At 37.1% G+C, this 26989-nt stretch carries 24 protein-coding genes and 1 riboswitch; of the genes, 16 read left to right on the forward strand and 8 right to left on the reverse strand.

Translation table 11 applies throughout. From position 1 onward, the window contains the following. The first annotated feature begins 14 nt into the window (after nt 1-14). Nucleotides 15-827, forward strand: a complete 813-nt coding sequence (locus ABDZ84_RS17720) for a ZIP family metal transporter (protein WP_246484555.1) — start codon at nt 15-17, stop codon at nt 825-827. Between the two features lie 155 nt (nt 828-982). On the opposite strand, the gene pabB is transcribed toward ABDZ84_RS17720, so the two are convergent. From pabB to ABDZ84_RS17735, 3 genes are read right to left on the reverse strand one after another with little or no spacing between them, the layout of a single operon-like run. Further along, nucleotides 983-2734, reverse strand: a complete 1752-nt coding sequence (gene pabB, locus ABDZ84_RS17725; protein WP_026682213.1) for an aminodeoxychorismate synthase component I — start codon at nt 2732-2734, stop codon at nt 983-985. Next, nucleotides 2700-3311: an anthranilate synthase component II gene (locus tag ABDZ84_RS17730; protein ID WP_026682212.1), complete on the reverse strand. Its 612-nt coding sequence runs from the start codon at nt 3309-3311 to the stop codon at nt 2700-2702. Before ABDZ84_RS17730 ends, pabB begins: the two co-directional genes overlap by 35 nt. Before the next feature lie 53 nt (nt 3312-3364). After that, the gene (locus ABDZ84_RS17735; protein ID WP_026682211.1) at nt 3365-4480 is read right to left on the reverse strand and encodes a methionine biosynthesis PLP-dependent protein; all 1116 of its coding nucleotides are present in this window, start codon (nt 4478-4480) and stop codon (nt 3365-3367) included. Nucleotides 4481-4555: 75 nt separating this feature from the next. Beyond that, nucleotides 4556-4659, reverse strand: a riboswitch (SAM riboswitch). A gap of 342 nt (nt 4660-5001) precedes the next feature. Between ABDZ84_RS17735 and ABDZ84_RS17740 the strand changes: the two genes are divergently transcribed. The 10 genes from ABDZ84_RS17740 to ABDZ84_RS17785 are packed head-to-tail and all read left to right on the forward strand — an operon-like array spanning nt 5002 to nt 16048. Continuing rightward, nucleotides 5002-6171: an ROK family transcriptional regulator gene (locus ABDZ84_RS17740; protein WP_026682210.1), complete on the forward strand. Its 1170-nt coding sequence runs from the start codon at nt 5002-5004 to the stop codon at nt 6169-6171. A gap of 3 nt (nt 6172-6174) precedes the next feature. Beyond that, the gene (locus ABDZ84_RS17745) at nt 6175-7170 is read left to right on the forward strand and encodes an asparaginase (RefSeq protein ID WP_166529945.1); all 996 of its coding nucleotides are present in this window, start codon (nt 6175-6177) and stop codon (nt 7168-7170) included. 15 nt (nt 7171-7185) lie between these two features. Continuing rightward, nucleotides 7186-8751, forward strand: coding sequence for a glutathione ABC transporter substrate-binding protein (locus ABDZ84_RS17750; RefSeq protein ID WP_166529946.1), 1566 nt, complete (start codon nt 7186-7188; stop codon nt 8749-8751). A gap of 55 nt (nt 8752-8806) precedes the next feature. Continuing rightward, nucleotides 8807-9727, forward strand: coding sequence for an ABC transporter permease subunit (locus ABDZ84_RS17755; RefSeq protein WP_166529947.1), 921 nt, complete (start codon nt 8807-8809; stop codon nt 9725-9727). 23 nt (nt 9728-9750) lie between these two features. After that, nucleotides 9751-10638 (forward strand): ABC transporter permease, encoded by an 888-nt coding sequence (locus ABDZ84_RS17760; RefSeq protein WP_034679379.1) that lies wholly within the window; start codon nt 9751-9753, stop codon nt 10636-10638. Nucleotides 10639-10654: 16 nt separating this feature from the next. Next, a complete protein-coding gene (locus tag ABDZ84_RS17765) occupies nt 10655-11641 on the forward strand; it encodes an ABC transporter ATP-binding protein (RefSeq protein ID WP_200862567.1) in 987 nt (328 codons plus the stop codon). Further along, nucleotides 11641-12612: an ABC transporter ATP-binding protein gene (locus ABDZ84_RS17770; protein WP_026682204.1), complete on the forward strand. Its 972-nt coding sequence runs from the start codon at nt 11641-11643 to the stop codon at nt 12610-12612. Before ABDZ84_RS17765 ends, ABDZ84_RS17770 begins: the two co-directional genes overlap by 1 nt. A gap of 59 nt (nt 12613-12671) precedes the next feature. Then, nucleotides 12672-14057 (forward strand): leucyl aminopeptidase family protein, encoded by a 1386-nt coding sequence (locus ABDZ84_RS17775; RefSeq protein ID WP_166529948.1) that lies wholly within the window; start codon nt 12672-12674, stop codon nt 14055-14057. Then, a complete protein-coding gene (locus ABDZ84_RS17780) occupies nt 14054-14743 on the forward strand; it encodes a copper homeostasis protein CutC (protein WP_026682203.1) in 690 nt (229 codons plus the stop codon). Before ABDZ84_RS17775 ends, ABDZ84_RS17780 begins: the two co-directional genes overlap by 4 nt. A 12-nt stretch (nt 14744-14755) precedes the next feature. Further along, a complete protein-coding gene (locus ABDZ84_RS17785; RefSeq protein ID WP_121604981.1) occupies nt 14756-16048 on the forward strand; it encodes an alpha-L-fucosidase in 1293 nt (430 codons plus the stop codon). 105 nt (nt 16049-16153) lie between these two features. On the opposite strand, the gene ABDZ84_RS17790 is transcribed toward ABDZ84_RS17785, so the two are convergent. The 3 genes from ABDZ84_RS17790 to ABDZ84_RS17800 all read right to left on the reverse strand — a co-directional run bounded on the left by ABDZ84_RS17790 (nt 16154) and on the right by ABDZ84_RS17800 (nt 18462). Further along, entirely contained in the window at nt 16154-16672 is a 519-nt protein-coding gene (locus tag ABDZ84_RS17790) for a spore coat protein (protein ID WP_026682201.1), read from the reverse strand. Nucleotides 16673-16752: 80 nt separating this feature from the next. After that, a complete protein-coding gene (locus ABDZ84_RS17795) occupies nt 16753-17802 on the reverse strand; it encodes a C45 family autoproteolytic acyltransferase/hydrolase (protein WP_166529949.1) in 1050 nt (349 codons plus the stop codon). A gap of 522 nt (nt 17803-18324) precedes the next feature. Beyond that, nucleotides 18325-18462 (reverse strand): hypothetical protein, encoded by a 138-nt coding sequence (locus ABDZ84_RS17800; protein WP_162986396.1) that lies wholly within the window; start codon nt 18460-18462, stop codon nt 18325-18327. A 369-nt stretch (nt 18463-18831) separates the two neighbouring features. On the opposite strand from ABDZ84_RS17800, the gene ABDZ84_RS17805 reads away from it, so the two are divergent. The 3 genes from ABDZ84_RS17805 (at nt 18832) to ABDZ84_RS17815 (ending at nt 22454) form a co-directional block, all read left to right on the forward strand. Continuing rightward, nucleotides 18832-20085 (forward strand): YeeE/YedE family protein, encoded by a 1254-nt coding sequence (locus tag ABDZ84_RS17805; protein ID WP_166529950.1) that lies wholly within the window; start codon nt 18832-18834, stop codon nt 20083-20085. A 228-nt stretch (nt 20086-20313) separates the two neighbouring features. Then, on the forward strand, nt 20314-21687 hold the full coding sequence (locus ABDZ84_RS17810; RefSeq protein WP_240455738.1) for an alkaline phosphatase: 1374 nt from the start codon (nt 20314-20316) through the stop codon (nt 21685-21687). An 83-nt stretch (nt 21688-21770) separates the two neighbouring features. Then, nucleotides 21771-22454 (forward strand): hypothetical protein, encoded by a 684-nt coding sequence (locus ABDZ84_RS17815; protein WP_343782451.1) that lies wholly within the window; start codon nt 21771-21773, stop codon nt 22452-22454. Between the two features lie 222 nt (nt 22455-22676). Here ABDZ84_RS17815 and ABDZ84_RS17820 read toward each other — a convergent pair whose 3' ends face one another. Next, nucleotides 22677-24158, reverse strand: coding sequence for a multicopper oxidase family protein (locus ABDZ84_RS17820; protein ID WP_051388388.1), 1482 nt, complete (start codon nt 24156-24158; stop codon nt 22677-22679). Nucleotides 24159-24599: 441 nt separating this feature from the next. On the opposite strand from ABDZ84_RS17820, the gene ABDZ84_RS17825 reads away from it, so the two are divergent. Beyond that, nucleotides 24600-25373 carry a class I SAM-dependent methyltransferase gene (locus tag ABDZ84_RS17825; RefSeq protein ID WP_343782453.1) on the forward strand — a complete coding sequence of 258 codons (774 nt, stop codon included), beginning with the start codon at nt 24600-24602 and terminating at the stop codon, nt 25371-25373. Between the two features lie 164 nt (nt 25374-25537). Here the strand turns inward: ABDZ84_RS17825 and ABDZ84_RS17830 are convergent, their stop codons facing one another. After that, nucleotides 25538-26083 (reverse strand): GNAT family N-acetyltransferase, encoded by a 546-nt coding sequence (locus ABDZ84_RS17830; protein ID WP_281949147.1) that lies wholly within the window; start codon nt 26081-26083, stop codon nt 25538-25540. A gap of 99 nt (nt 26084-26182) precedes the next feature. Between ABDZ84_RS17830 and ABDZ84_RS17835 the strand changes: the two genes are divergently transcribed. After that, the gene (locus ABDZ84_RS17835; protein WP_121604984.1) at nt 26183-26956 is read left to right on the forward strand and encodes an aminoglycoside adenylyltransferase domain-containing protein; all 774 of its coding nucleotides are present in this window, start codon (nt 26183-26185) and stop codon (nt 26954-26956) included. Nucleotides 26957-26989 lie beyond the last annotated feature (33 nt).

The raw sequence follows: 26989 nt of genomic DNA on the forward strand, positions 1-26989 counted from the left end.
GGGAGTTGAATGTGATGGATTACTTTTTATCGTTACATCCAGTAGTACAAGCTACAATTGCGACATTATTTACTTGGGGAATGACAGCACTTGGTGCGGCGCTAGTCTTCACTACAAAGAACTTTAATCAACGACTGATGGATGCTATGCTCGGATTTGCAGGAGGAGTAATGATAGCGGCTAGTTTTTGGTCCCTTCTTTCGCCTGCATTGGATATGGCAGAAGCTAGCGGAACAATTGCATGGATTCCAGCAGCTGTTGGATTTATGCTAGGAGGGCTATTTCTTTGGAGCATTGATAAAGTACTGCCACATTTACATCCAACCTCTCCAATGAAGGATGCGGAAGGCATACATCCCACTAGAAAAAAGCGAAGTACGCTTTTAGTTTTGGCAATTACGTTGCATAATATTCCAGAAGGCTTAGCAGTAGGGGTTGCATTTGGGGCAATTGCAGCAGATTTATCAACATCGACTATCACAGGTGCAATTGCTCTAGCAATAGGTATTGGTATTCAAAACTTCCCGGAAGGTTTAGCTGTTTCTATGCCACTTCGCAGAGAAGGTATGTCAAGAAGGAAGAGCTTTATGTACGGGCAATTTTCAGGTATGGTGGAACCGATTGCAGGAATAATTGGTGCAGTTGCTGTTACCTTTATTCAACCATTGTTACCATATGCTCTGAGCTTTGCAGCCGGGGCAATGATATTTGTGGTAGCAGAAGAAGTAATTCCTGGTTCGCAGGAGGAAGGGAACAAAGACCTTGCTTCCATGAGTTTAATGATTGGTTTTACTATAATGATGATTTTAGATGTGGCCCTTGGTTAATTCCAAATCAAAACCACCAGAGTAGTTAGAACTGGTGGTTTGCTCTGTGGCTGAAAGCCTCTATTATCGGCGCCTCAGCCTTAACTAAATGGCTAGCAGGTTCTTTTTTTTAGCCATACTATATCTACCATATTTGCCTTGTTTGTGCATGTCCACTAATCCTTTATGTGAACCACAACTGGTACCCATTTACGTATACTATTAATCAACCATATATTTGCGCAATTTTTAATTTCTTCTATTCTAATTTTTCGTTCTGAAATAATGTTATCATCTAAAAGTTTTTGACGAAATGTCCCCGGTAATAAGCCACATTCAAGGGGGGGTGTATAAAGACCACCATTTATTTCAACAACTAAATTTCCGATTGTAAATTCAGTTAACTCGCGCTGTTCATTCCACAAAAGCACATCAAAAGCTTCAGGGAATTCATTAAGGAAAACCTGATATATGGATCGATGGGTTGTCTTATGATAATAAAAGACATCCTTCTTGTTAATTGGGTATTTCGCAAGCTCCACCTTAGCAGGAGAAGCAGGCAACGTCGTTACATCCTTCTCAGCAGATATGGTTATATCTCCTAGGTTAGAAATAACCAATCGTACTCTAAAGGAACCGATACTATGTTGATTGGCGGTTTCTACCAGTAGTTTATAAAGCTTGTCCCGATGAAGTGGTATTGAAAAGTATGCTGCAGATTTTTCTAATCTGTTCATATGGTAATCGATTAGATAATATTCACTATCTATAAGGGAAATAGTTTCTAAAAGTTCCACTGATGATTGAGCCTTACTAAGAAATAATGCTTTCGTTAAAATCTCGGTATATTCTTCATCATCAGTCGAATCCCAAGTAATACCACCGCCTACCCCGTATAGTGCATTACCGGTTGTATTATTTACTAGGACAGTACGTATCGGTACATTAAAAATTGCCTCTTTTTCCGGGGTAATATAACCTACTGTTCCACAGTATACCTCTCTTGCCGAATCTTCTAGCTGATTAATTATTTTCATCGTGTTAATCTTAGGTGCTCCAGTAATCGAGCCGCAAGGGAATAATGCTCTAAAAATGGTAGTAATATCACTATCAACTTCAGCTTCTACAGTAGATGTCATCTGAAAAACGGTTGGATAACGTTCAATTGCAAAAAGCTTCGGAACCTTAACAGTACCAGGTTTTGCAATTAACCCTAAATCATTTCGTAATAAATCTACGATCATTACATTCTCTGCTCTGTTTTTATCAGAATGGTAAAGCCAATCTGCAAGTTGCTTATCCTCCTGCTGTGAATTGCCTCGTTTAACGGTACCTTTCATTGGTTTTGTCGTTATCTTGCCATCCCTTAAATGGAAAAATAATTCAGGGGATGCAGACAGAATTGAATGGTCTCCAATGTCCAGATAGGCTGCATAATTAGCTGATTGCGCTTGTGCCAATTGTTGAAAATAACTTCGAGTATCACCGTTAAATTGGCTCTGTAGCCGGACTGTGTAATTAACCTGATAGGTGTCTCCGTTCTCGATATGTTGCTTTATCATTTTCAAATTTTGTTGATAATCTTCAAGGGAAGTTGTAGGTTTCCACTCTGTTAAATGAAAGGCTTTAGTATCAGCCATTATTTCATCTGATGGCTGAGCGAAAATACCGAACCACAATAGTGGCAAGGTACTACAGTTGTTTACTTGCTGAGCCGGATCAAAGGCAGGCGCTGCTTCATATGCAAGGTATCCAGCTGCATAGTAACCAGCTTCGATATACTGTTGAATAGATTGCATACAAGGTATTACTTCTTCTAACTTTGTAGTGGTTATAATAGTAATGGGATCTTTAAAGGTCATGGGCTGTTTATTACCTAAATGATTGGCAAAGTCAAAGAATAGGAGTGGTTTTTTTGGCGAATGCATCTATTTGTCCAACCTTTCGTGTGAAAAAGTTCTCTAATAACTGTAGCCCTTGTTCGGATAGTATTGCTTCAGGATGAGCTTGAATTCCTTCTATTGGATAAGTTTTATGGCGAATTGCCATAATCTCACCTGTAACTGATTTTGCGCTTATTTCAAAGCAAGAAGGTAGGGTAGCCTCCTGAACAATAAGTGAATGATACCTTGTGACAGCTAACGGATTTTTAAGCTTTTTGAATATACCTTTATGATCATGGGTAATCATTGAAACCTTACCATGCATTGGTTGTTTGGCTTTTACAATACTAGCACCAAAGGCTTGAGCAATCGTTTGATGCCCTAAACAAATTCCAATTATTGGATATAGCGTATACAGTTTTCTTACAATCTCTAGACATATACCTGCAGAAGCCGGGTTTCCAGGTCCAGGAGAGAGCAATATGCTAGATGGGTTTAATCGTTTAATGTCTGCTATTGAGATTTCATCATTGCGAGCGACATATACTTGCTGGTTTAGCTGCTTCATATATTGTACAAGATTAAATGTGAATGAATCATAATTATCGATGACTAATATCATGTAGTTACCTACTCTCTTATAAACACTTCATGCGTTATTATAGCAAATGTAGGTTAATAAGCATATGTATCCACTTCAATTAATGCTTGTTTTAAATCCTCTATTAATTCATTTGGTTGTTCAATTCCAACTGAAAACCGTAGCAGTTGGTCGTCAACACCACGCTTTATTCTTTCATCTCTAGGTATGTCAGCGTGAGTTTGTGTTGCTGGATAAGTAATAAAACTTTCCACCCCTCCTAAACTTTCAGCAAAAATGATAAGCTTCAAACTTTGAAGGAAAGGATCTATCCATTTACTTTTTCGTAAGCGAAAAGATAACATACCACCTCTTCCTGGATATAGAACATTATCAACCATTGGATGCTCTTGCAAAAAGGATACGATAAGCTTTGCATTGGCTTCATGTTTTTCCACCCGAAGCGCTAGTGTTTTTAATCCTCGAATTAATAGCCAAGAGTCAAAAGGTGATAGCACAGCACCTGAAGCATTGTGGTAATTGGCTAATTTTTCAGACAAGGATTTACCTTTTGCCACTACTAATCCAGCGAGTACATCGTTATGACCACCAATGTATTTCGTGCCACTATGAATGACGATATCAGCCCCTGACTCAATTGGCCGTTGAAGTAGCGGGGTCAGAAAAGTATTGTCAACAATTAATAGTACATTATATTGGTGCGCTAATTCCGCAACTTTTACAATATCTATCTCTTGCATTAGGGGATTTGTAGGTGTTTCAATAAAGATTGCTCTTGTTTTCGAGGATATCAGTCGCCGCGTTTCTCCGTCATTCTTGAAATCTGTATATGTTGTCTGAATTTGATATGCAGCGGCGTAATGCTCTAATAATCGGTACGTTCCTCCGTATACATCACTCGTTACAATGAGTTCATCCCCAGCATTAAAAAGAGAGAATACTAATTGAATGGCTGCCATTCCAGAACTGCAAGCATACCCACTGTCAGCGGATTCCAATTTAGCGATTCCTTCCTCTAGTAAGGTTCTTGTAGGATTTTTCGTTCTTGAGTAATCATAGCCTGATGATTGTCCCAGTCCGTGGTGCTGGTAGGCAGTTGACAAATAAATAGGTGCGCTAACTGCTCCAGTAGCTTTATCACTCTTATTTCCTAATTGTACTAATTCTGTTTCAATGCTTCTTCGTGACATAATATCCATCCCTTCATTCGATGAAAAAAGCCTCTTCTAATTAAATAAGAAGAGGCTTACATCATTCGGTTACTCTTCCTATCTGCATGCTTTCGAGCATCTGGAATTGGCACAGTTCTCTTTATAAGTCTGTTGCCGAGGCTTCAAAGGGCCAGTCCCTCCACCTCTCTGGATAAGAAAATAGTTTATGTAATTTTTAAAATAGATTACAGTTGTTTTTGCTATTTGTCAAGGGAAACTTAGGGATTTACTCCAATGTACAGTTTACAGCATTTAGATAACATGGTTTCATCTGAAGATAAGTGGAAAATAAAAGCAGATACGAAATATCGCAAGAAATAAATTAGTTAAAACATTCTAAAAATTAGTTGACTAATTTTTCTCGCTAATCTATACTATTAATAACTTCACAGGAGAAACTATTTGGTTAAATACTGGAAAAATATAATAAATAGTAAAAAATCAATGGAAAAAGCCATTTAATTCTGGTTATTAATTACATGATGTTAATAGGTGATCAAATGAAAATTAAGAATCAAGATTTTTTAAAAAAAGAAAATAGAAGTTTAGTCTTAGAAATAATTCTTAATCAAGGTCCGATCTCACGTGCCGAAATTGCCAAACAAACGTCGATGAGTCCTACTTCTGCTTCTCGAATTGTTGCATCATTACAAGAAAATAAGCTAATAAGAGAGATGAATATGTCTAGCGAAGGAATTGGCAGGAAGGCCACTTATTTTATTCCAAATGAACATTCTGTATTCTCAATTGGTGTTGAAATTGACCAGAAAGTTATTCGGATCGGTTTAATGAATTTTATAGGAAAGTTAACCATTCTGAAGTACTTTGACTATCAATCAATAGATCCAGTGGCAACAGTTCAATTTATAGCAGACCATATATTACAAATGATTGACGACGAAAATCTTACATCGGATCAAATTGCTGGAGTTTGTATTGGCTTACCAGGACTTATTGAGAATGACAAAGGTGAGGTGAAATTATCTGCGCAATTTGATTGGAAAAATATCCCTTTACAAGAGATGGTTGAAGAGAAAGTAGGCTTTACCGTATTCGTGGACAATGAATTAAAATTGAAAGCGCTTGCTGAGTATATTAGTGATCCTGAACCAAAAAAAGCGTATATGGCAATGATTGGTTTTGGTAGTGGGGTAGGTTCTGCGTTAATAAAGAAAGGAGAAATCTATCGAGGTGAAGGAAACTTCTCAGGAGAAATCGGACATACTATCGTTGATCCTTATGGAATTTATTGTCCATGTGGGAATTTTGGCTGTCTCCAAACGTATATTGCTGAAAAGTTTTTGTTAGATGAAGCATCTAAAACAAAAGAGATTGAAAATATTCAGGCCTTAATCATTGAATATGAAAATGGAGAAAAGTGGGCAAGAAATATAGTTGATAAAGCAATTACCTATGCAGCAATTACGATTAATAATGTTGTTTGCGTATACAATCCAGATTCCGTCGTTCTTGCTGGTAGTTTAATTGAAAGGTTTCCGCAAATTAAAGATCAAATTATTGAAAAGTGTGAGAATCAGATGTGGGCACCTGTCATGAAGACATTTCAATTACGCACTACAAAAACGGGAGAAGATGGCGTTGTGATAGGAGCTGCCATGATTGTACTACAGCATTTTATAAAAAATATTCATGAAAAGAGTGGGGTTTAACCTATGATATCAACACCTATTATTGCTGAAGAATATAGAGGAGGAACATTAGAAAATGTTTATCAGGGATTGATTTGTGTTTTAAATGAAAAGAAGGAAATACTTTATGAATACGGTGATGTAAAGCAGTCCGTTTTTTATCGGTCAGCGATGAAACCATTACAAGCAATTCCCTTATTCACCACAGATATTATGGAAAAGTATGATTTAACAACAGAAGAAGCAGCTTTATTTACGGCATCTCAAAGAGGTGAATCCTATCATCAAGAGGCTTTAGAACGTTTAATGAATAAACTGCAATTGTCAGAAGACATGCTGGTCTGCCAACAGAGCTATCCCTTAAATGAACAACCAAAGATTTCCTATATCCGGGAACATTTACCTAAACGTAAACTTTTGCATAATTGTTCTGGTAAGCATTTGGGGTTTCTTGCTTATTCCAGAGAGAAAAACTATGATCTATCAAACTATGAATGGTTGGGTCATCCGCTTCAACAAGAAGTTTTAAACTATGTAGCAGATTTGTCGGAAACCCCGAAGAAAGAAATAAAAACCGCAATTGATGGTTGTGGAGTTCCTGTTCATAGCGTTCCGCTAAAAAACATGGCTATTTCATTCTTAAAGTTCATTCAGCCTTCGATGATACATGATAGTCGGGTTGCAACGGCTGTAAAAAGAATAGGAGAAGTTATGAACAAACACCCTAGAATTGTCGCTTCACATAACTTTATTTGTACAGCTCTGCTTGAGGATGAAAATATTATTGCAAAAGGAGGAGCTCAAGGAGTCTATTGCTTGGCGTTAAAGAGAGAAAAAATAAGCATTTCCTTAAAGGTGTTAACTGGTTCTGAATTAATTTGGCCACTATTAGTAGCTAAGCTACTACAAAAGTTAAATTATCATAATAAAGAAACGATTGATCGTTTGCTTAATATTCGATCAAACGAAATCTTCAATGATAATGGGAAAGTGGTTGGAGAAACAAAAATTCGATTATAAGAGGGGGAGCAATCAATGACAAATAAATGGATACGTCTAATGATATTACTAGGAATAATAGTAGTTGTATCAGCGTGTTCTTCAGATGCAAATAGTGATAATGATCAAGGAAATAAAGGTGAAGGCGATAAGGAATTAACCATTGCAATTGATCAAAATTTTGTTACATTGGATCCGCAAAATGCTGGAGATACCGTTTCAATTTTTGGTACAAGAGCAATGTATGAAGGGCTAGTAGGTTTTAATGAACATATGGAGATTGAACCTGTTCTAGCTGAAGATTATCAAGTGAGTGATGATGCTTTAACCTATACATTTCAGTTAAGAAAAGACGTGACATTTCATGATGGAGAACCTTTTAATGCTGACGCAGTAAAAGCTAATTATGAGCGTATTATAGATGAGGATAATGATTTACGTGCTAAAAGAAACCTTCAGTATGTGGAAAAACTTGAAGTTATAAATGAGTATGAAGTTGCGTTTATATTAAATCAACCATTCAGTGCCATGTTAAATAAATTTGCAATGGTGCCCTTTATAAGTCCAAAAGCACTTGAGGATGATGAAAAAGACATCGCGTTACATCCTGTTGGAACAGGGCCCTTTAAATTTGTTGAATGGAATCAAGGAGACTCACTTGTTTTAGAAAAATATAATGATTATTGGAATGCTGCCAATTCCGATGCAGAGAAGGTTACATTTAAGCCGGTCCCGGAAAACGGCTCTAGAGCTGCTATGTTAAAAACAGGAGAGGCGGATTTTGTTTATCCTGTTCCTCAACAAGATATAAAAGAATTAGAATCGAATAGCGATGTTGTGATTGAAAAAACACCATCTACAATAGCCAGATACGTTTCTATTAATACATTTAAGGAACCATTTAATAATGAAAAAGTGCGAAAAGCAATGAATTATGCAGTGAATAAGGATGCATATATAAAAGTAGTAAAGAATGGGTATGGCAATATATTAGACTCAACCATGTCAACGGAAACACAATACTATACAAAGCAAGAACCATATGAATTCAATTTAGAAAAAGCGAAGGACTTATTGACTGAAGCAGGCTATGAGAATGGGTTTGAGGCAGAGATCTGGGGGAATACAAGCTCAGAAACACTTCAAGGCATGGAATTTATTAAACAACAGCTGGCCGAGATTGGCATTGATGTAACGATTAAGTCAATGGAAGAGGGGACGCTATCTGATGAAATATACACGCCAGAAACACCAAAGGATGCAAAGGTACAAATGTGGTATGTAAGCTGGTCTCCTTCATCTGGAGATGCTGATGGAGCAACTCGCTCGTTGTTTAGTAGTGAATACTTCCCACCAAATGGCGCAAATACAGCATATTACAACAACAGCGATGTAAATACATGGATTCATGCAGCAAATGAAACTTCCAATATTGATGAACAGGAGGAAATTTATGCCAATATTCAAAGTACTGTTTATCGTGAAGCACCTTGGATCTTTTTAGCAACAGATACGATTCTATCAGGTCACCGTATAAACCTTGAAGGTGTTTATGTTTTACCTGACGGTTCTGTGAGCATTAAAAACGCGCAATTCAAATAAATAGGCTGCGGGAGCTGGTTGTTATCAGCTCCCTTTATTGGAGGTGTTAAAGCATATGTGGCAATACATAATTAAACGAGTGCTTGGACTAATACCACTTGTCCTTGTCGTCTCATTTGTTATCTTTATGTTTATTCATTTAATACCTGGTGATCCAGCTCGATTAATTGCTGGTAAAGAAGCAACATATGAAGAGGTACAGCAGATTCGTGAAAGTTTGGGCTTAGAAAAACCTCTATTCGTTCAATATTTTGATTATCTTAAAAGTCTTTTATCTGGTGATTTAGGTTATTCAATCCAGTCTGGTGCTCCTGTCAGTGAATTAATAGGAGAAAGAATTATGCCTACGCTTGGTTTGACCTTTCTGAGTATTGGATGGGCACTTGTCGTCGGAATTTTATTAGGGATTATTTCTGCTGTTTTTCGAAATAAGTGGCCGGATTATTTAGGGATGCTTACAGCAGTATCTGGTATTTCCCTTCCTAACTTTTGGGTGGGGCTAGTTCTTATTCAACTATTCTCTGTACAATTGGGGCTGCTTCCGACAGGGGGGGCTGATGGCTGGCAAAGTTATCTCATGCCATCGTTTGCGTTAGGTGCAGGAATTATGGCTATGATTGCTAGATTTACGCGGTCTTCATTGGTAAATACCTTGAAACAAGATTATATCCGAACAGGTAGAGCAAAAGGGCTAGGCGGTAATGCAATTATATTTGGGCATGCGTTAAAAAATTCTCTGATTCCTGTGGTAACAATTGCTGGTCTACAGTTTGGATTTTTATTAGGCGGTTCAGTAGTAGTAGAAACCGTTTTTAGTTTTCCTGGACTAGGTCGACTACTAATCGATTCCATCCAAATACGAGATTACCCAGTAGTACAAGCGGAAATTTTACTTTTTTCCTTACAGTTTATTTTGGTGAATCTGCTTGTTGATATCATTTATAGCTTTTTGAATCCGAAAATTCGATATGAGTAAGTGATTGGAGGGATATGGTACGTATGATACAAACAGAAGCTATAACACAGGAACAGTTAGATAAGCAAAGGCAAGGACGTCTATACAGCTTTTGGAAAGAATTTCGTAAAAAGAAGCCAGCGCTGTTTTCCCTATTTTTTATTGGATTTTTAGTTATTGTTATGATAATTGGTCCCTATGTTGTCCCCTATGATCCTGCTGCTCCAGATTATAATAAATTACTAGAATCACCATCATTACAGCATCTATTTGGAACGGATGCATTTGGGAGAGATATCTTAAGCAGACTTGCGGTAGGAGCAAGAATTTCGTTAACAGTAAGTATTTCTGCAGTTTTATTAGGAGCCATAGTAGGGACAGTGCTTGGCTTAATAAGTGGTTATTTTGGTAAATGGATGGATCGTTTAATTATGCGAATATGTGATGTATTATTTGCTTTTCCAGATCTGATTTTGGCAATTGGGATTGTAGCCATTTTAGGACCAGGTTTAAAAAATGTTGTTATAGCCGTGTCCTTTTTTAGTATCCCATCGTTTGCTCGAATCGTAAGAAGTGCAACGTTGGAGTCGAAGGAAATGCTGTTTGTAGAAGCTACAAGATCTATTGGAGCCAGCAATCGCCGTATTATATGGAAGCATATTTTTCCGGAAACTATTCCAACAATTATTGTTTATTTCACGATGAAGGTAGGTACCGCTATTCTAGCAGCAGCTAGCTTAAGTTTTCTAGGACTGGGTGCAGAGCCATCATCACCTGATTGGGGTGCAATGCTGAGTAAATCTCGAGATTATATTGATTCAGCATTTCATTTAGTCTTCTTTCCTGGGTTGATTATTTTTCTTACCGTACTTGCATTCAACGTATTGGGTGACGGACTTCGTGATGTATTGGATCCAAAGACAAAGGATTAATGAAAGGAGGGGTATAATGGAACGCCTACTTCAAGTGAATAATTTACAAACAGCTTTTCAAAATGAAGGCAGGCTGCAAACTGTTGTTCATGGAATTAGTTTTCATGTGAATAAAGGTGAAATAGTTGGAATAGTGGGAGAATCAGGGTGCGGAAAGAGCGTTACATCCTTATCCATTATGCGACTATTACATGATACGCCAGGTGAAATAATTAACGGAGAAATTATATATAAAGGGGAAAATTTGACGCAATTGCCGGAAAAGCAAATGAAAAAGTATCGTGGAAAGGAGTTATCCATGATTTTTCAGGAACCGATGACTTCGTTAAATCCGGTATTGAAAATTGGTAAACAATTAAGAGAATCTATTCAATTACATCTAAAGCTATCAAAGCAACAAGCACATGAACATGCAATAAATATATTAAAATCTGTCGGCATACCGCGTGCAAGTGACCTGATGACTGAGTATCCGCATCAATTGTCTGGAGGCATGAGGCAGCGCGTGATGATTGCGATGGCCATCTCATGTGAACCGTCCTTACTGATAGCAGATGAACCAACAACGGCATTAGACGTAACCATTCAGGCTCAAATATTGAATCTAATGAAAGATATTCAGCAAAAAAGCGATATGGGGATACTAATGATTACACATGATTTGGGGGTTGTCGCGGAAGTATGTGATCGAGTGATTGTCATGTATGCTGGAAGAGTTGTAGAGGATTCGACAGTTGAGGCGTTATTTGCTAGCCCCAAGCATCCTTATACAAAGGGATTAATCGACTCTGTTCCTAAAATTGGCAGTGGAAATCAACGCTTGTATTCTATTCCAGGTACGGTACCTAATCCAAAAAATATGCCAATAGGCTGCAAATTTGCTGCAAGGTGTAATGATGTTATGGACATTTGTACAAGGGAGGAACCAAATTTATTAGAGGAAAAAGGACATTCTTGTCGATGCTGGCTCTATCATGACCAGCAGAAAGAGGTGAACATATAATGAATAACGAGATTTTATTAAATGTAAAGCATGTTAAGAAATACTTTCCTCTTTCTAAGAAATGGTTTGTTGAAAAAAAGTATGTCAAGGCAGTAGATGATGTATCGTTTTTTATTAAAAAGGGGGAAACATTTGGGTTGGTAGGTGAATCTGGTTGTGGTAAATCTACGACTGGCCGACTTATTAATGGATTGATAAAAGCTGATACCGGAGAAATAAATTTTCAGGGAACGAACGTAGCAAATATATCGGAAAAATTATGGAAGCGATATCGAAAACCGATGCAAATGGTCTTTCAGGATCCGTACGCTTCCCTTAGTCCAAGAATGAAGGTTAAAGATATATTAATGGAACCTTTAACGATTCATTATCCAAAAATGTCAAAGCAAGAAAAAGAAATACTAGTAAAAGATTTACTTGAAAAGTGTGGAATTAGTGAATTTCATTTGTCAAAATATCCACATGAATTCAGTGGCGGGCAACGTCAAAGAATAGGCATAGCTCGTTCTCTCATTCTGAAACCAGAGCTAATTATTGCGGATGAGCCTGTGTCAGCACTAGATGTCTCCATTCAATCGCAAATTCTTAATCTGATGAAAGATCTACAGGAGGAGTTTGGGCTTACGTATTTATTTATCTCACACGATTTAGGTGTTGTAGAGCATATCAGCGATCGAGTTGGTGTTATGTATTTAGGAAGCTTAGTAGAGATTGCCACGAAGAAGCAAATATTTGCAGACCCCAAGCATCCCTATACCCAAGCATTATTGTCATCCATACCAAAGCCAGATCCAAAAGAAAAAAGGGAACCTATCATGTTGGAGGGAGAAATTCCAAGCGCCTCCAATCCTCCAGTAGGCTGCAAATTTCATACAAGATGTCCGTTGGCGATGGATATTTGTAAACAAAAAGTGCCTGAATTAAAACAAATTGAACAAGAGCAGCAAGTTGCTTGTCATCTATTTGATTAAACGGAATGGAGCAGGAAAATGGAAGGTAAATTTATTGTGGAGTAAAAGGAGTTTTTGTGTTGAATATAAATGTTGTTATGATCGAAAATCTGGATGAAAAAGCCCCATTCATTATTCAAAAACAAATGATTTTTTATGGACGAACGCATTTAATTCAAGTGAATAATACGTTTTATTTAACTGTAGGTATGAATAAGACGGAGAAAACTATGGAAGACATCCGTTTTTTAGGGGGAGAAACTAGAAAGGCAATTGACACCTATGATATTACAAGTGTATCCATAAACTTTGATAGGCTGTTTAAGCATTATACCTCATATTCGAATAAAGACATTGTCGTCTCATTTATGGAGGGGTGGTATTTAGCTGGGTATTCGTTCCTCACCTATCAAATGCGTGAACCAGAGCACGAAGTCTCTCTGCAACTGGGAACACAAGCTTACGAGTATTACGCTGAAGTTGCAAGAGTACGTGCCAATGCCGTCTGTATTGCTAGAGATTTATGTAATGAACCTGCGAATAAATTAACCCCAAATACATATGTTAAGAAAATTAGATCGATCTTTCATGATTCACCCGTCCATGTGGAAATATTAGAATCAGAAGAGGATTTATTAAAGCATGGATTAGAGGCAACTGCAATAGTAGGTAAAGGAAGTTCTCGTTCGCCGAAGTTTGCTGTTCTCACTTTAAAGAATAGTAACGTATCACATATAGGGTTAGTTGGAAAGGGAGTTACTTTTGATTCTGGGGGAACAAATAGTAAGATTGCAAGTGATATTGGGGAAATGAAAATGGATATGGGGGGGGCAGCTGCTGTCATTGGAGCAATGAAACTATTAGCTGATATGGAGAGCCCTGTTCATGTAACTGCTGCAGTACCGATCGTGGAAAATGTTTGTGGTAAAGATGCTTTTTTACCTTCTGATGTGATAAAGTACAGAAATGGGCTTACTGTTGAAGTAGGAAATACAGATGCAGAAGGAAGACTAATAGTAGCAGATGGAATCTTATATGTTCAAGACTTAGGTGCAGATACAATCATTGATATTGCTACACTTACTGGTACCATCGGCCAAGCGCTTGGGCTAAAGGTAGCAGGTATATTTAGTAATCGAGAAAATGAGCTTTGGAAGTATAAAGAATTAGGTGACAAAACTGGTGATCACGTGTGGCCAATGCCGGTTATTAATGATTATCAGTATTATTTACAAAGCAATACTGCTGATTTTTCGAATATGAGCACTTCGAAATTCGGCGGTGCGATTACTGCAGCGTTGTACCTGAACAACTTTATTCAAGAGGAGAAAAAATGGATTCATATAGATATGGCAAATACAGTTAGACCATGGAGAGAAATAGGTTATTATGTTTCTGGAGCATCTGGCTTTGGCGTACGCCTGTTAACAGAATTAATTCTAGAAGAGGTTGGTAATAAGACATGAAACTTGAAGTAATAGTAAATAACGGTATAGAAGCAATCCAAGCAGAAGCATTAGGTGCTGATCGATTAGAGTTAGTATCAGCTATAAATGAAGGAGGACTGACTCCCAGCTACGGTACGATCAAACAGGTGTTAAACAGTGTATCCATCCCTGTCCAAGTAATGATACGTCCGCATAGCTATCATTTTTGTTATTCAAACAATGATATGGAAATAATTTGTGCTGATATTGAACAATTACTGGATTTAGGAGGAAATAGAATAGTGTTCGGTGCGTTAACGGAAGATAACAAAGTGGATACGACTATACTTGAGAAAGTAATTACCATTGATTCTAGTTTGGATATTACATTTCATAGAGCCTTTGATGAAACAGCTTCGTTAACCGATGCATACCGCACGCTGAACAATTATAAGAATGTGAAAAGGGTATTAACGTCAGGTGGAGCAGCTAATTGCGATAACGGTAAAGAAATGCTAAAAAAATTGGTTGAAATGGAAGCAGATTTGAATGGACCAAAAATTATGCCTGGTTCAGGTTTAACGCCATATAATATCAAAGAGATACATGATGCCGTACAGGCTGATAATTATCATTTTGGTAAAGCTGTAAGAATAGACAATGATTTTAAGTATGGATTTGATAAAGCAAGTATGGAGCAAATAAAACAAATAGTAAAAGGGTAGGGAGGAAAATGAATGACATCTACGTTGGATTGGCCAGACAGATACGGGGATCCATCATGGTTTCTTCAGGATCGTTTTGGTATGTTTATACATTGGGGATTATATGCACTAAAAGCAAAAGACGAATGGGTAATGACACAAGATAAAATAGCAAAAAAAGAATATGAAAAGCTTGCAAATCAATTTAATCCAGATTTAGCGGATCCATATGAGTGGGTTGCTCAGGCAAAACAAAGTGGGATGAAGTACATTGTATTAACAACGAAGCATCACGATGGCTTTTGTTTATGGGATAGCGCGTATACAGATTATAAAATTACGAATACAGCCTATGGGAAAGATATCGTAGCTGAATTTGTAGCGGCATGTCGTAACGAAAATATAAAAATTGGTTTTTATCATTCACTTATTGATTGGCATCATGAACATTATACAATTGATGGACTACATCCACAACGTGATGATGAGGCTGAGCGATCGAGAGAAAGAGATATGGTTGTATATCAAACGTATTTATATAATCAAATAGAAGAGCTTGTTACTAAGTATGGTAGAATTGATTATTTTTGGTTTGATTTTTCCTACGATGATCGAGATTGGGGTTGGTCAAAGGGCAAAGGACCAGCTGATTGGCAAGCTGAAAAATTGGAGAATATGATTCTTAACTATCAGCCTCATATTCTATTTAATAATCGATTAGGGCTAGATCGAGGAGTGTATACACCAGAGCAATATCAACCAACAGAACCATTATATACAGATAATGGGAAGAAACGTATTTGGGAAGCATGTCAAACGTTAAATGGCACCTGGTGTTACAATCCAACTAATTTACATTATAAATCCGCAGAAATGCTCATAAAGCTTTTGATCGATACCGTCTCGAAGGATGGTAATTTACTGTTAAATTTTGGACCTACAGCAAGGGGGAATTTTGACTCAGCCTCCACGGATATTTTGAATGCGTTGCAAACATGGATGAATGATCATCACGATGCTATTTATGGTACAGGTGCAAGCTATATGGAATGTCCGCAGGATTGTAGACTTACTCAAAAGGGGAATCGTTTGTTTATTCATATATTCTCGTGGCCGTTTCGTACGATTCATCTGAAAAATTTAGGCAATGTGAAATATGCTAGATTTCTTCATGATCATAGTGAGGTACCTGTAGTAGTTTATCAAGATTCGAACATATTCCATCATGATATGCCTGTAGTTGCTAAAAACGAGACAGTGTTGGAGTTACCTGTTATAAAACCTAAAGTAACTGTACCGGTAATCGAGGTTTGTCTAGGTGAATAGGAGAATTCGCTCTTTCTATATAAAAACCTGTTGCTTTTTGCAAACAGGTTTTTATTTTGTGAATTATTTTTTCAATAATTAAAATTTTGTTCTCGCAATCTTTCGTTACCTATTAAAAAGTTGTTGGAAATGATAATATGTGTTTAATTGTTCCTCACTGGTGGTGTAGGGAACAAATGTCCACCCCATATTCTTTAAAAAATCTTCATAGTTTTCTTGTATTTTTAACTGTTGTAAAGCCATTTCTACATGAATATCTCTTACATGTTGGTCTTGCATCATCAGAGCAGATATAAAATTATCATTTGCCATACTTTTTGCTGAAGTATGGGCTTCAGTGGCAATCCATTTATCATTTTTAGTGGCTGTACTATGTTTTACATTTTGATCAGAATGGGTATTATCCATTGATGGTAATTTAACTGGCTGCTGGTGATAAGGATTTATTAATGCAAGCATTACTAAAACATGAGCATACATCACATTTGATTGTAGCTTAAGAATATTTTTTAACTGGCTACTATTAGCGATGGCAAAGTACATGTTTAATTTACAAAGTTCCCCTTCGTGTGCAGCTAAATGTTCAGACATTAATCCAAGATCAATAGCTGGTAAACGTTCCATTGCATACCTCCATCCATATCGTCTTTATGCTATACCATATGATAGGGAACGAGATTATGTACAATGTCCCATTTTCATAGCTATAGATATTCCATATTTACAAAGGGATCTTTGGCATCGAGTTCTCCTTTAATTCGCTTTGCGTTTAGGTCTTTTCCATACAGCCATTTTTGAAAATCTATAATAAGCGGTTTTCTGTCTCCGCCAAGCGCAAACCATGCTTTTAAATCATTAGAAAAATAAGCAGCGGTATGTAATGTTCCTGCCCATGCTCCATATTTCTTAGAAAACACGCCTTTATCAGTATCATTTAACATTCGAAAGGCATGATAAGGATCAACAGCATGCTGCTGCTGTGAATAGATTGCTTCATAACGTTGATATGAGTCATCCATTCGATAACGGTTCTCTTCTACTAAGTGCTCAAAGTGGTTTGTACAAATATTGGATTGTCGTATTGCGACTGCTCGCGGAGATGCTTCAACAATGCTGGACTTCCCGAGCCCATCCATTAAAACATAACTAAAGGAGTGGCGGTGCGGTATTTCTTTTAGTAATGTTATTGCCTCTTCCAGATTAGCGCAGCTTTCTAACACAATTCTGCCAATCATATTACAAAGAAAACCATCTGCAGATTTTTTTCGATTAATGAAATTATAACCCATAGCAAGACCTTTCTCATTAATTCCATCTGTGCGCCCAGTAATTTGCATAGTTGGTCCTATGGTAGCGTAGCCATTATCATTTGGCTGATACATAACATAACGCCCCTCATAAGTAGAAGGGTCATTATCATAGTTGCGAATCATATAATGTGATCCTGTGAAAATAGAACAGCCACTTCTAATAAATTCCAAATAGTAGCCACCAAAATCTTGGACGGCTTCCTTGATCGTCAGTTGTAACGCATCGGCTAAACCTTGTAGCTCATCCCATATTCTAGGTGCAAAATAAAGGAGCATTTCTTTCACTGTATCAAGTTGAATAATGAAATGGCGTCGCTTCTGTGATTCCCACTGTTTTTTTCGATTAACTAAAATAGGTGTTTGTTTAAGAATTTCACCTTGATAATACCCGAAGTCATAATGGCTACCGCGGTATTCTACAACGTCACTAAAGACGGTCTTCATTTTCGTATCTCCTTTACTGGATAAATAGCGCATTAATCATGCATGTTGAGTGTACTTTATATCTTATAAAATAGATATAAATATGCACCGTATTTAAACTGGAGATGGACAAAAGGATATGCTGTAATTTCAGCCTAAAATATTCATTTCGTAAGTAAATTAGTTCTATTGACGTATTACAGGATGATACAAACAGAAGTAGGCTGGGACGAAACTAAAATAGCTAAACCAAAAGCCGAACGATAAAAAATGTTCATACGATGCGCAGTCAAAATACGTAGACTCCTTGAAAAAGAAGAGCGCTTTTCTGCCTGCGATGTATCGCTTCTGAAGGCTTCCTTATCTTACGGCAAAAGTACGACTGAAGATCCTACAGGAAAGCGAAGCATTTTGACTAAGCGATGAATAAACTACCGAGATCCAAAACAAAAACCCAACCTTATCTAAAATATTCAGATGAAGTTTGGGTTATTCATCGCTTAAAAATTCTTGCGTCACAGCCACAGATAGCGATTTTTCTATTTACTTTCGTTTTTTCTGTTCAATTGTATTAAATTCATTCTCGCTTGCAAATTCTACGTGATCCTGTTGTTTATTATGTTTGTTTCTGTTATTTTGCTTATTCTTATCTTTATTGCGATTTTTGTTTTCCTCAGACATGTAAAAACCTCCTTATTCGTTTAGATAGTTTAGCGATGCCCAAAGCATAAAAAATTATGTATCACTATACGAAATAACGATAACGATAACGTAATAACGCTTTATTATACTATGTTGAATTAATTTTTAAGCTTTTTCCTCTAGTCAAAGCTAGTGAATCTCTTCGTGTGATATAAACGTTTTGCCATTTGAGAAGCTGTTACTACATGGAGGTTCATTATTTCGATCGTACCAATAAATAGGTCTATTATCCAGATCTTCTCCGTTAAATTCGGACCAATATGCATAGCGAATTATTGACAGTAATCTGCATAGCAGTTATCATAATGAAATAAATCTGACTAATTTCATCAGAAAAGGGTGTTTTGGATGTCGACAAAGATTCAACCAATCAGAGAAGTAAAAGATCCAATTCCTAAAAATACAACGAAGTTAAATAAACCACAAATTTCTTTAATTATTGGGGGGATACTGGTAGGAGCGATTCTGCTAATCTACTTATTCGCTAAGCAACCTATTACTCAGCCGTTACTGTTAATAATCGGGCTATTGCTTGGTTATACGTTATTCCATGCGCGTTTTGGCTTTACTTCCGCTTTTAGAAGATTTATGTCAGTAGGTAATGGGCAAGCACTACGTTCACATATGCTCATGCTAGCAATTGCAGTGACATTATTTGCACCTATTTTAGCGTTTGGTCATTCCTTCTTTGGTGGAGAAGTCGCTGGCTACGTATCACCAGTAGGTATAAGTCTATTAGTAGGCGCCTTCATGTTTGGAATAGGGATGCAACTTGGTGGTGGTTGTGCTTCAGGAACATTATATGCTGTTGGTGGGGGACGATCCGTCATGTTTGTAACCTTACTTTTCTTTATTATCGGTTCCACCATTGGAGCGAAGCATCTCCTGTTTTGGACAGAAGAATTACCAGCTTTTGAACCTATTTCATTAGCAACCTCAACAGGACTTGGGTATGGTGGTGCTTGGATTGTATCCATTGCATTATTTGGATTAATCGCTTGGATTACGTTTAAAGTGGAAAGAAAAAGAAAAGCACCTAAGATGGCACCTGTTCCTTCAACAAACGGTTGGAAACGTATCTTACGAGGTTCTTGGCCATTATTTGTAGCAGCTAGCATATTAGCTATATTAAATGCTCTTACACTACTTACGCGTGGAGCTCCATGGGGAATTACATCAGCATTTGCGCTATGGGGTTCTAAGGTAGCACAATTCTTTGGTGTCGACGTTGCTAGTTGGGGCTATTGGCAGGGAGCAAATGCTCAGGTACTAAAATCGTCTATATTCACAGACTCTACCACTGTACTAAATTTAGGTGTTATTCTTGGTGCGTTTCTTGCCTCAGCAGCTGGTGGGTTATTTAAATTTACAAAATTAAACTTCAAAAACGTAGTAGCTTCTATGCTTGGAGGGCTATTAATGGGCTATGGAGCTCGCCTTGCATTTGGCTGTAATATTGGCGCTTATTTTGGAGGGATAGCTTCTTTTAGCCTACACGGTTATGTCTGGGGGATCTTAGCATTAGCTGGTACATTTTTAGCCCTATACCTTCGACCATTATTTGGATTATCAGTCCCAAAATCAAAGGATTCCTTTTGCTAAATGAATGGTGTAAAAGTTAAAAACTGTCGCTTGATAGGATATCACTACAAGCGGCAGTTTGTTGTTTTCTGAAGAGAACTTAGAAGAAAACTTAAAGTGATGTGGCTTTTTGACCAGGAATTTTTTCCCTTTTATTTTTACTCTATTCTTATATACTCTTAACCATAGATTAATAGTTTCTCTGTAAAATCTGTAATGGAGTCCAAATACAAATGAGGAGGAATTGTTTTGATCAACAAAAGGTGTGGGAAAAGATTACTAACCTTAACAGTTATCACTTCTTTAGTACTTGGTAGTTTTATAGCTGCAGGTCAAGAGGTGGAAGCGAAGAGGCATTATCCTAGTCAAGCAAAAGTCAAAAATGTCATCTTTATGATAGGGGACGGCATGGGGCCAACATACAATACAGCATATCGGTCATTTAAGAATAATCCATCGCCTTATCTGGAGGAAACTGCTTTTGATCAGCATTTAGTGGGAATGCAGCAAACCTATTCTTGGGATTCAGAAGAGAGTATTACAGATTCAGCGGCAGCTGCAACTTCGTTATCCTCTGGGATTAAAACATATAATGGTGCAATTGCCGTTAATATGAAAAAGAATGAAGTAAAGACAGTATTAGAAGAAGCAAAAGATAGAGGAAAAAGAACAGGACTTGTTTCTACATCACAAGTAAATCATGCTACTCCAGCCTCTTTTGGAGCTCATGATAAGTCACGTCATAATTATAATGATATTGCTGATGATTATATAGATGAAAAAGTAGATGGTAAGCATAAAGTGGATGTTATTTTAGGAGGGGGTATCTCCTATTTTGAAAGAAAGGATCGCAATCTAGCAGAAGAATTTCAAGATGCCGGATATAGCTATGTAAATACAAGAGAAGAATTAGTAGCTGATACGAATAAGCAAATCTTAGGTTTGTTTGCTCCGGTTGGGCTAGATAAAGCAATTGATCGACCACAAGAGCAGCCATCTCTAGAAGAAATGACGGATACAGCAATAGATCGCTTGAGCACAAACAAAGATGGTTTCTTTTTAATGGTAGAAGGCAGTCAAATAGATTGGGCGGGTCATGATAATGATATCGTTGGTGCGATGAGTGAAATGAAAGACTTTGAGAAAGCTTATGAAAGAGCGATTGATTTTGCAGAAAAAGACAAGCAGACGTTAGTAATCACTACTGCTGACCATTCTACTGGTGGTTTGGTGATGGGGGTCGATGGAGAATATAAATGGGATCCAACACCCTTGAGAGCAGCTAAACGTACTCCTGATTTTATGGCAGCTGAGATTAGTGACGGCAAGGATGTTAAAGAGGTTTTGGATCAATATATTGACTTGGATCTAACAGCGGAAGAAATAGAATCTGTAAAAAAAGCGGTTGAAACTGACGATACAACAGAAATTGATAATGCGATTGAACGAATTTTTGATGTGCGTTCTGGTACTGGATGGACAACTGGCGGACATGATGGTGTAGATGTAAATGTATATGCTTATGGTCCACAGGCAGATCAGTTTATTGGCTTAAATGATAACCATGAGGTTGGGCGCAAGGTGATGGATATATTAAAAAATATTCGAAGCGCCAAGCCATAACCTAAATAACTATGTATACCATGATCCCGTTACTTAAGCAGCGGGATCATTTACATAAATGGAGGCAGGAGGGGCTTAGATTAATGATTAAATGGTTACTTATGCTGATAGCTATTCTAGTTGTATTTGGTTGTGCTAGGCATGATGAAAACGCGGAAGCAGAAAATGGTGCTGTAAATTCTGAACAAAAAGGAAAAGGGATGCAAGCAATAAAAGAGGAAGAGAAAGAAGTTGATCAATATATAAATAATCCACAGGCACCTGATACGAGGTCATTGAAAGAAATTGGTGATACATATGAAGATGAAGATGGCAAGGTTACTTTAGTAGCAAGCGCAGACGATAGTAAAAGACTAGAAATTGGACCAATTGAGCTCACATATAAGAATTTGAAGGTGATGGAATATAGACCTGCTCTTCATTTGATAGATTACTTCCATCAATTCACTCATCATGAAGATAGATTTAATTACTTGAAGCTACAAGTAAAGATTCAGAACAAAAGTGAACAAACGATTAATGTTGCACCTGTATCGGTATTGGAGACGAGTGAAGGGGAACTAAAGGGTTTTGAAGATGATTTTTATCTACAAGAACTTCATGGAAAGCTATCACCTGGACAGGTGAAAACAGGTGAACTTGCATATATTCTTGAGAAATCAGATCCAGAACAGTTAAACTCCATTTCAATAACGACAAGTGATGTGTATGAAGACAATAAACAACAAGCAATAGAAAAGGGAAAGAAAGTGGAACTGGCGTTTTAAATTATCTATGCTTACCTCACGTTAACAGGCAGTAAGACAATTTCAAGATATTCACGGGTATTCCAACGTAGAAAGAATTCGTGAGCCTTCTTCGTACGTTAGCGCAAGAAGGCTCACTATCTACCATGGATAGCAAAGAATATTTTCCCAGCAGCTCGTAGCACGAACTATTTTCAACCTGTTTGTTTTTTTATAGATTAATATGCTGGTTTTCTAAGCGTCCTATTGGTTGTTAGGATCTATTACTTTAAATGGCCGCATCATATCATAGTCCTCATGCTCTAAAATATGGCAATGCCAAACGTATTTTCCAGTATAAGGTGCGAATTTACTTATTACTCTTGTAATCTGTGCTGAGGGAGCTGAAATTGTATCTTTCCATCCTTTTTCGTTTGGCTGAGGAGGAGCAGGTGAGTCCGTGTAGATAATCCTTCCATCCTTATTATAGTGCGCCAAATCAAAAGCTCTCCTATCTAATAATTGAAATTGAACAAGGTGTATATGGATAGGGTGGCTGAAACCGGTAACATTTATGATTGACCAGATTTCTGTTGAGCCTAATTCTGGTGTCTCAGTAATTGGATCTCCCCACTTTTTATTATCTAATAGTAGCAGTGGTCGCCCGTAGTCATCATTTAATCCTATGAGTTTTAGATTACGAACCGCTTTAATTTTATTTTGTTTGAGAGAGGGTATGGTTGATAAGTAGGTTGGAATAATAGTATGGTCTCGTTGTTTTAGTGGTAGTTGCACTCTAAATTGCATGATCTCGTTTGTTTCATCATCTGGATCAGCATTGGGTCCAAGGTCATTTTTCAAAATAATAGAGTTCTCTTTATACTTGCTGAAATCAACAATTACATCAACACGTTCAGCTGGCTCGATATTTATCGTATTTGCCTTAACCGTATTGGGGAGAAAACCTCCGTCTGAACCAATTTGATATAGGGGGGCACCAGAACTAAGGTATAATTGATATCCCCTTGTATTCGACGCGTTAAGAATCCGAAAACGATATTTCCTTGGTTCTACTTCAAAATACGGCCATATTTTACCATTAACGAGTATTTTATCACCAATAAATGCAGGTGAAATAGATGGATTTGGTGTGTTCGTAGTGGGATTATTAGGCTGTGCTGGATAGTAAAGAGATCCATCTTCATTAATGGTACGATCCATGATAATGAGTGGAATTTCATAAGGACCGTTTGGAATATTCATTTCTCTCTCCTTACCTCGAATAATGTACATTCCGGCAAGTCCTGCATACACATTTAATCTCGTAATCCCCATAGCATGGTCATGATACCAAAGTGTTGTAGCACGCTGTTTGTTTGGATAATGATACACTTGCTGTTGGAATGCAGGCCCTACTTTCTTAAAATCCTTTGTAAACCAAGCTTCAGGGTAGCCATCACTTTCTGGGGTAGTTACACTACCGTGTAAATGAGTTACTGTTCGAACTTCTGGTTGATGAGCTAAATGATGAATGGATTTATCAACTGGCAGTAAATGTTTATCAGGAAGGTTGTTTATCCACTTAATATGCATTTGATTACCTTGATCAGTATCAATCGTAGGTCCAGGAAATTGTCTGTTATATCCCCATAATGTTGTCGGTCTTAAATCACGATGTAGTTTTTGTCTGAATTCTTCCATCCTTATTTCTAAATAAGAATAATCTTTTCCTTTTATTGATTTCATAATAGGCAATTTATCAACAAATTTTGTTAGCTTCAAATAAGAACCCCCTTCGCAAAATTCGGGTGATAATACAGTAGATGTAAAGTAATGGTGTAAAGGTTGGGCGTTCTTCCTAATTCGTCATTTTCATTTTATCCCGCATATAACTGGCAGTAAAATCCTCACATCAAGCAATAGTGAATGCAATATGGGTAAGTGTGGATCAACTGCCAGTAAATGTCCGATTGGTTTAAAGGACTTTAGGTCATACCCTTGTGGTACTACCAATCCGTGGGGGATAAACGCCCTTCCACGGATTGAAGTTTCACACTCTCTATATACACATTTACATGCATGGTGATTATTATCTCTTATATATTTAAATAGAAATATACGATTATATTTATCGTGACTATTACGCTACAATTGAATTAACATGCAGATGATAAGGAGCTGTTTACTATGAATTTTCATGAGTTAGAGCACAAAGAGATGTATGCAACGAGAGAAGCAGATTCTTCATGGATAAATATTGTAACAACTTTAATGAATCAACCTGCTTCACGTATTCGTGCTGCTGATATTGGTTGTGATGGCGGAATTTATGCCAAAGCGTTGGCAGAAATGGGCATACCCACCGTTATTGGTATTGATTTTTCAGATGTAATGTTAACAGCTGCCAAGCAGAATTGTCAGAATTATTCACAACTATCATTTAAAAAAGGTAATGCGTATAGTACAGGTTTACAAGAAAGTAGCGTTGACCTCGTTCTACAAAGAGCGCTCATTCATCATTTGAAGGATTTACCGGCTTGCTTTCGTGAGGCATATCGAATTTTACAAAAAGATGGAGTGTACCTTATTCAAGATAGGACGATAAGCGATTGCTTGAGAGATGGCGATACTAAACATATTAGAGGGTGGTTATATTCGCTATTTCCCCGGTTAATTAATTATGAAGAAAAAAGACGATTCTCGAGTGATGTGATTATAAATTCATTAAAAGATGCGGGATTTAAAGATATCGAAGAGCTACAATTGAAGGAAACTAGAAAAATATACCCTTCTAAAGAACTTTTATTTACGGATATTAGAAGAAGAAATGGGAAAAGTATTCTTTATCAACTGTCTGATCAAGAAATTGAAAAATTTATATCCTATTTAAATACAATTTTAAAAACAGCAGGAGAAATTACGGAAGTAGATTATTGGACGATCTGGAAGGCAGTAAAATAAATAATATATACTCATAAAAGAATCGATGAACGTTCTCACCGATTCTTTTAGAATTATCCAATATGCATGCTTATACTCCGTAGAAGGAAATGTATCGTTTCCTTCTGCCTAATAACACAATTAATTATAAAGAACAGCCGGCTTACGGACAAAAGGTTATATAGTTAATGAGACGAAAGATCATCTTTAATCAAACTATATACATAATGATCCACATATGTATCATACAGCCACTCTGCTTTTCTTAATTGTCCTTCTCTATGAAAACCAAGTCGCTGCGGAATAGCGGCACTTCTAATATTCTTCGTTGCTACCCGAACTTCGATTCTATTTAATTGTAACTCTAAGAAGCAATAGTTGATTATAGCTTTGCATGCACTTGTAATTAATCCTTTTCCTTGAAACTTTTCCCCTAGCCAGTAACCAATTGATGTAGAGCGATTTCCCCAATCAATATGATGAAGGCCAATCACTCCAGCTAATTCTCCCTTATACCATATTCCTAAGTGTAACCCCGTATTATTGCTGAACTGTTTCAGTGCACTGTCAATGAAGGCTAAGGAATGTTCGACAGTCTGTGTTTGATCAATCCATGGTAGCCATTTTCGAAGATGATTTCTTGATTGATCGGTTAAATAAAATAAGTGGTTTGCATGACGGTGTTCTAACAATTGTAAACCTGCTTCAGGGCTCAGCTGATGATAAAACATAGTCGCTTTCTCCTTTCCTATTTACCTAACATGCTCTGCATGCTAAGCTTTAACTACTTCTATTGTAACGGAATGGATGGCAGTTAGGGGGAGATCTTTATGAATATGGATGAAACGTTGCAAAACATTGTTCATGCTTTCCAAACATGTTTAGGGGAAAAACTAGATGGTATTTATTTACATGGTTCGTTAGCTATGGGGTGTTATAATCCGCTTCATAGCGATATAGATCTATTAGTTCTTGTGGGAAAACAACTATCGTTGGATGAAAAGAAGCATATAATTAAACAATTGATCGACTTAGAAGATAGGTTTGCTGTACGTATAGAAATGAGTATGATGTTGCAATCCACCTTATACCCTTTTTTATATCCAACTCCTTTTGAATTACATTATTCCATGGACCATAAACATTATTATTTACAGAATGAAAACTACCTATGTGCTAATGGTAAAGACTATGATTTAGCAGCGCACATTGTCGTAACCCTTGAACGAGGAGTTACATTATTTGGTGAAGCTAAGCAGCTAGCTTTTCCTGCCATTGATCATACAATATACCTTTCTTCCATTATGAAGGATATCGAAGATGCCTATATTGAAATTCGCAACGCACCTGTTTATTATAGTCTGAATTTATGTCGTGTACTTTATTACTTGAGGGAAAGTGTTGTATCGTCTAAGCAAGAAGCAGGTGAATGGATGCTAGCACAGCTAGCTGATGAAAGAGAGGATTTACATATGGTAGTAGCTCATTCCTTAGCTGATTATTCTTTAAATAAGCAAAAACATGCATGGGATGTTTCTGCATTACAGTTATTTGCTGCATATATGCTTCGTGCTATTGATAGACAATTGGAGAACATAACGTAAATGCTTACCACTAATGTAGAAAAGAAATACAAA

This window comes from Virgibacillus salarius, assembly GCF_039521925.1.
GTDB lineage: Bacteria > Bacillota > Bacilli > Bacillales > Amphibacillaceae > Virgibacillus > Virgibacillus salarius.

Bases quoted from the DNA above. Each gene is read 5' to 3' on its own strand.
- ABDZ84_RS17720 (WP_246484555.1), top strand. From the start codon at position 15: ATGGATTACTTTTTATCGTTACATCCAGTAGTACAAGCTACAATTGCG.
- pabB (WP_026682213.1), bottom strand. From the start codon at position 2,734: ATGCATTCGCCAAAAAAACCACTCCTATTCTTTGACTTTGCCAATCAT.
- ABDZ84_RS17730 (WP_026682212.1), bottom strand. From the start codon at position 3,311: ATGATATTAGTCATCGATAATTATGATTCATTCACATTTAATCTTGTA.
- ABDZ84_RS17735 (WP_026682211.1), bottom strand. From the start codon at position 4,480: ATGTCACGAAGAAGCATTGAAACAGAATTAGTACAATTAGGAAATAAG.
- ABDZ84_RS17740 (WP_026682210.1), top strand. From the start codon at position 5,002: ATGAAAATTAAGAATCAAGATTTTTTAAAAAAAGAAAATAGAAGTTTA.
- ABDZ84_RS17745 (WP_166529945.1), top strand. From the start codon at position 6,175: ATGATATCAACACCTATTATTGCTGAAGAATATAGAGGAGGAACATTA.
- ABDZ84_RS17750 (WP_166529946.1), top strand. From the start codon at position 7,186: ATGACAAATAAATGGATACGTCTAATGATATTACTAGGAATAATAGTA.
- ABDZ84_RS17755 (WP_166529947.1), top strand. From the start codon at position 8,807: ATGTGGCAATACATAATTAAACGAGTGCTTGGACTAATACCACTTGTC.
- ABDZ84_RS17760 (WP_034679379.1), top strand. From the start codon at position 9,751: ATGATACAAACAGAAGCTATAACACAGGAACAGTTAGATAAGCAAAGG.
- ABDZ84_RS17765 (WP_200862567.1), top strand. From the start codon at position 10,655: ATGGAACGCCTACTTCAAGTGAATAATTTACAAACAGCTTTTCAAAAT.
- ABDZ84_RS17770 (WP_026682204.1), top strand. From the start codon at position 11,641: ATGAATAACGAGATTTTATTAAATGTAAAGCATGTTAAGAAATACTTT.
- ABDZ84_RS17780 (WP_026682203.1), top strand. From the start codon at position 14,054: ATGAAACTTGAAGTAATAGTAAATAACGGTATAGAAGCAATCCAAGCA.
- ABDZ84_RS17785 (WP_121604981.1), top strand. From the start codon at position 14,756: ATGACATCTACGTTGGATTGGCCAGACAGATACGGGGATCCATCATGG.
- ABDZ84_RS17790 (WP_026682201.1), bottom strand. From the start codon at position 16,672: ATGGAACGTTTACCAGCTATTGATCTTGGATTAATGTCTGAACATTTA.
- ABDZ84_RS17795 (WP_166529949.1), bottom strand. From the start codon at position 17,802: ATGAAGACCGTCTTTAGTGACGTTGTAGAATACCGCGGTAGCCATTAT.
- ABDZ84_RS17800 (WP_162986396.1), bottom strand. From the start codon at position 18,462: ATGTCTGAGGAAAACAAAAATCGCAATAAAGATAAGAATAAGCAAAAT.
- ABDZ84_RS17805 (WP_166529950.1), top strand. From the start codon at position 18,832: ATGTCGACAAAGATTCAACCAATCAGAGAAGTAAAAGATCCAATTCCT.
- ABDZ84_RS17815 (WP_343782451.1), top strand. From the start codon at position 21,771: ATGATTAAATGGTTACTTATGCTGATAGCTATTCTAGTTGTATTTGGT.
- ABDZ84_RS17820 (WP_051388388.1), bottom strand. From the start codon at position 24,158: ATGAAATCAATAAAAGGAAAAGATTATTCTTATTTAGAAATAAGGATG.
- ABDZ84_RS17825 (WP_343782453.1), top strand. From the start codon at position 24,600: ATGAATTTTCATGAGTTAGAGCACAAAGAGATGTATGCAACGAGAGAA.
- ABDZ84_RS17830 (WP_281949147.1), bottom strand. From the start codon at position 26,083: ATGTTTTATCATCAGCTGAGCCCTGAAGCAGGTTTACAATTGTTAGAA.
- ABDZ84_RS17835 (WP_121604984.1), top strand. From the start codon at position 26,183: ATGAATATGGATGAAACGTTGCAAAACATTGTTCATGCTTTCCAAACA.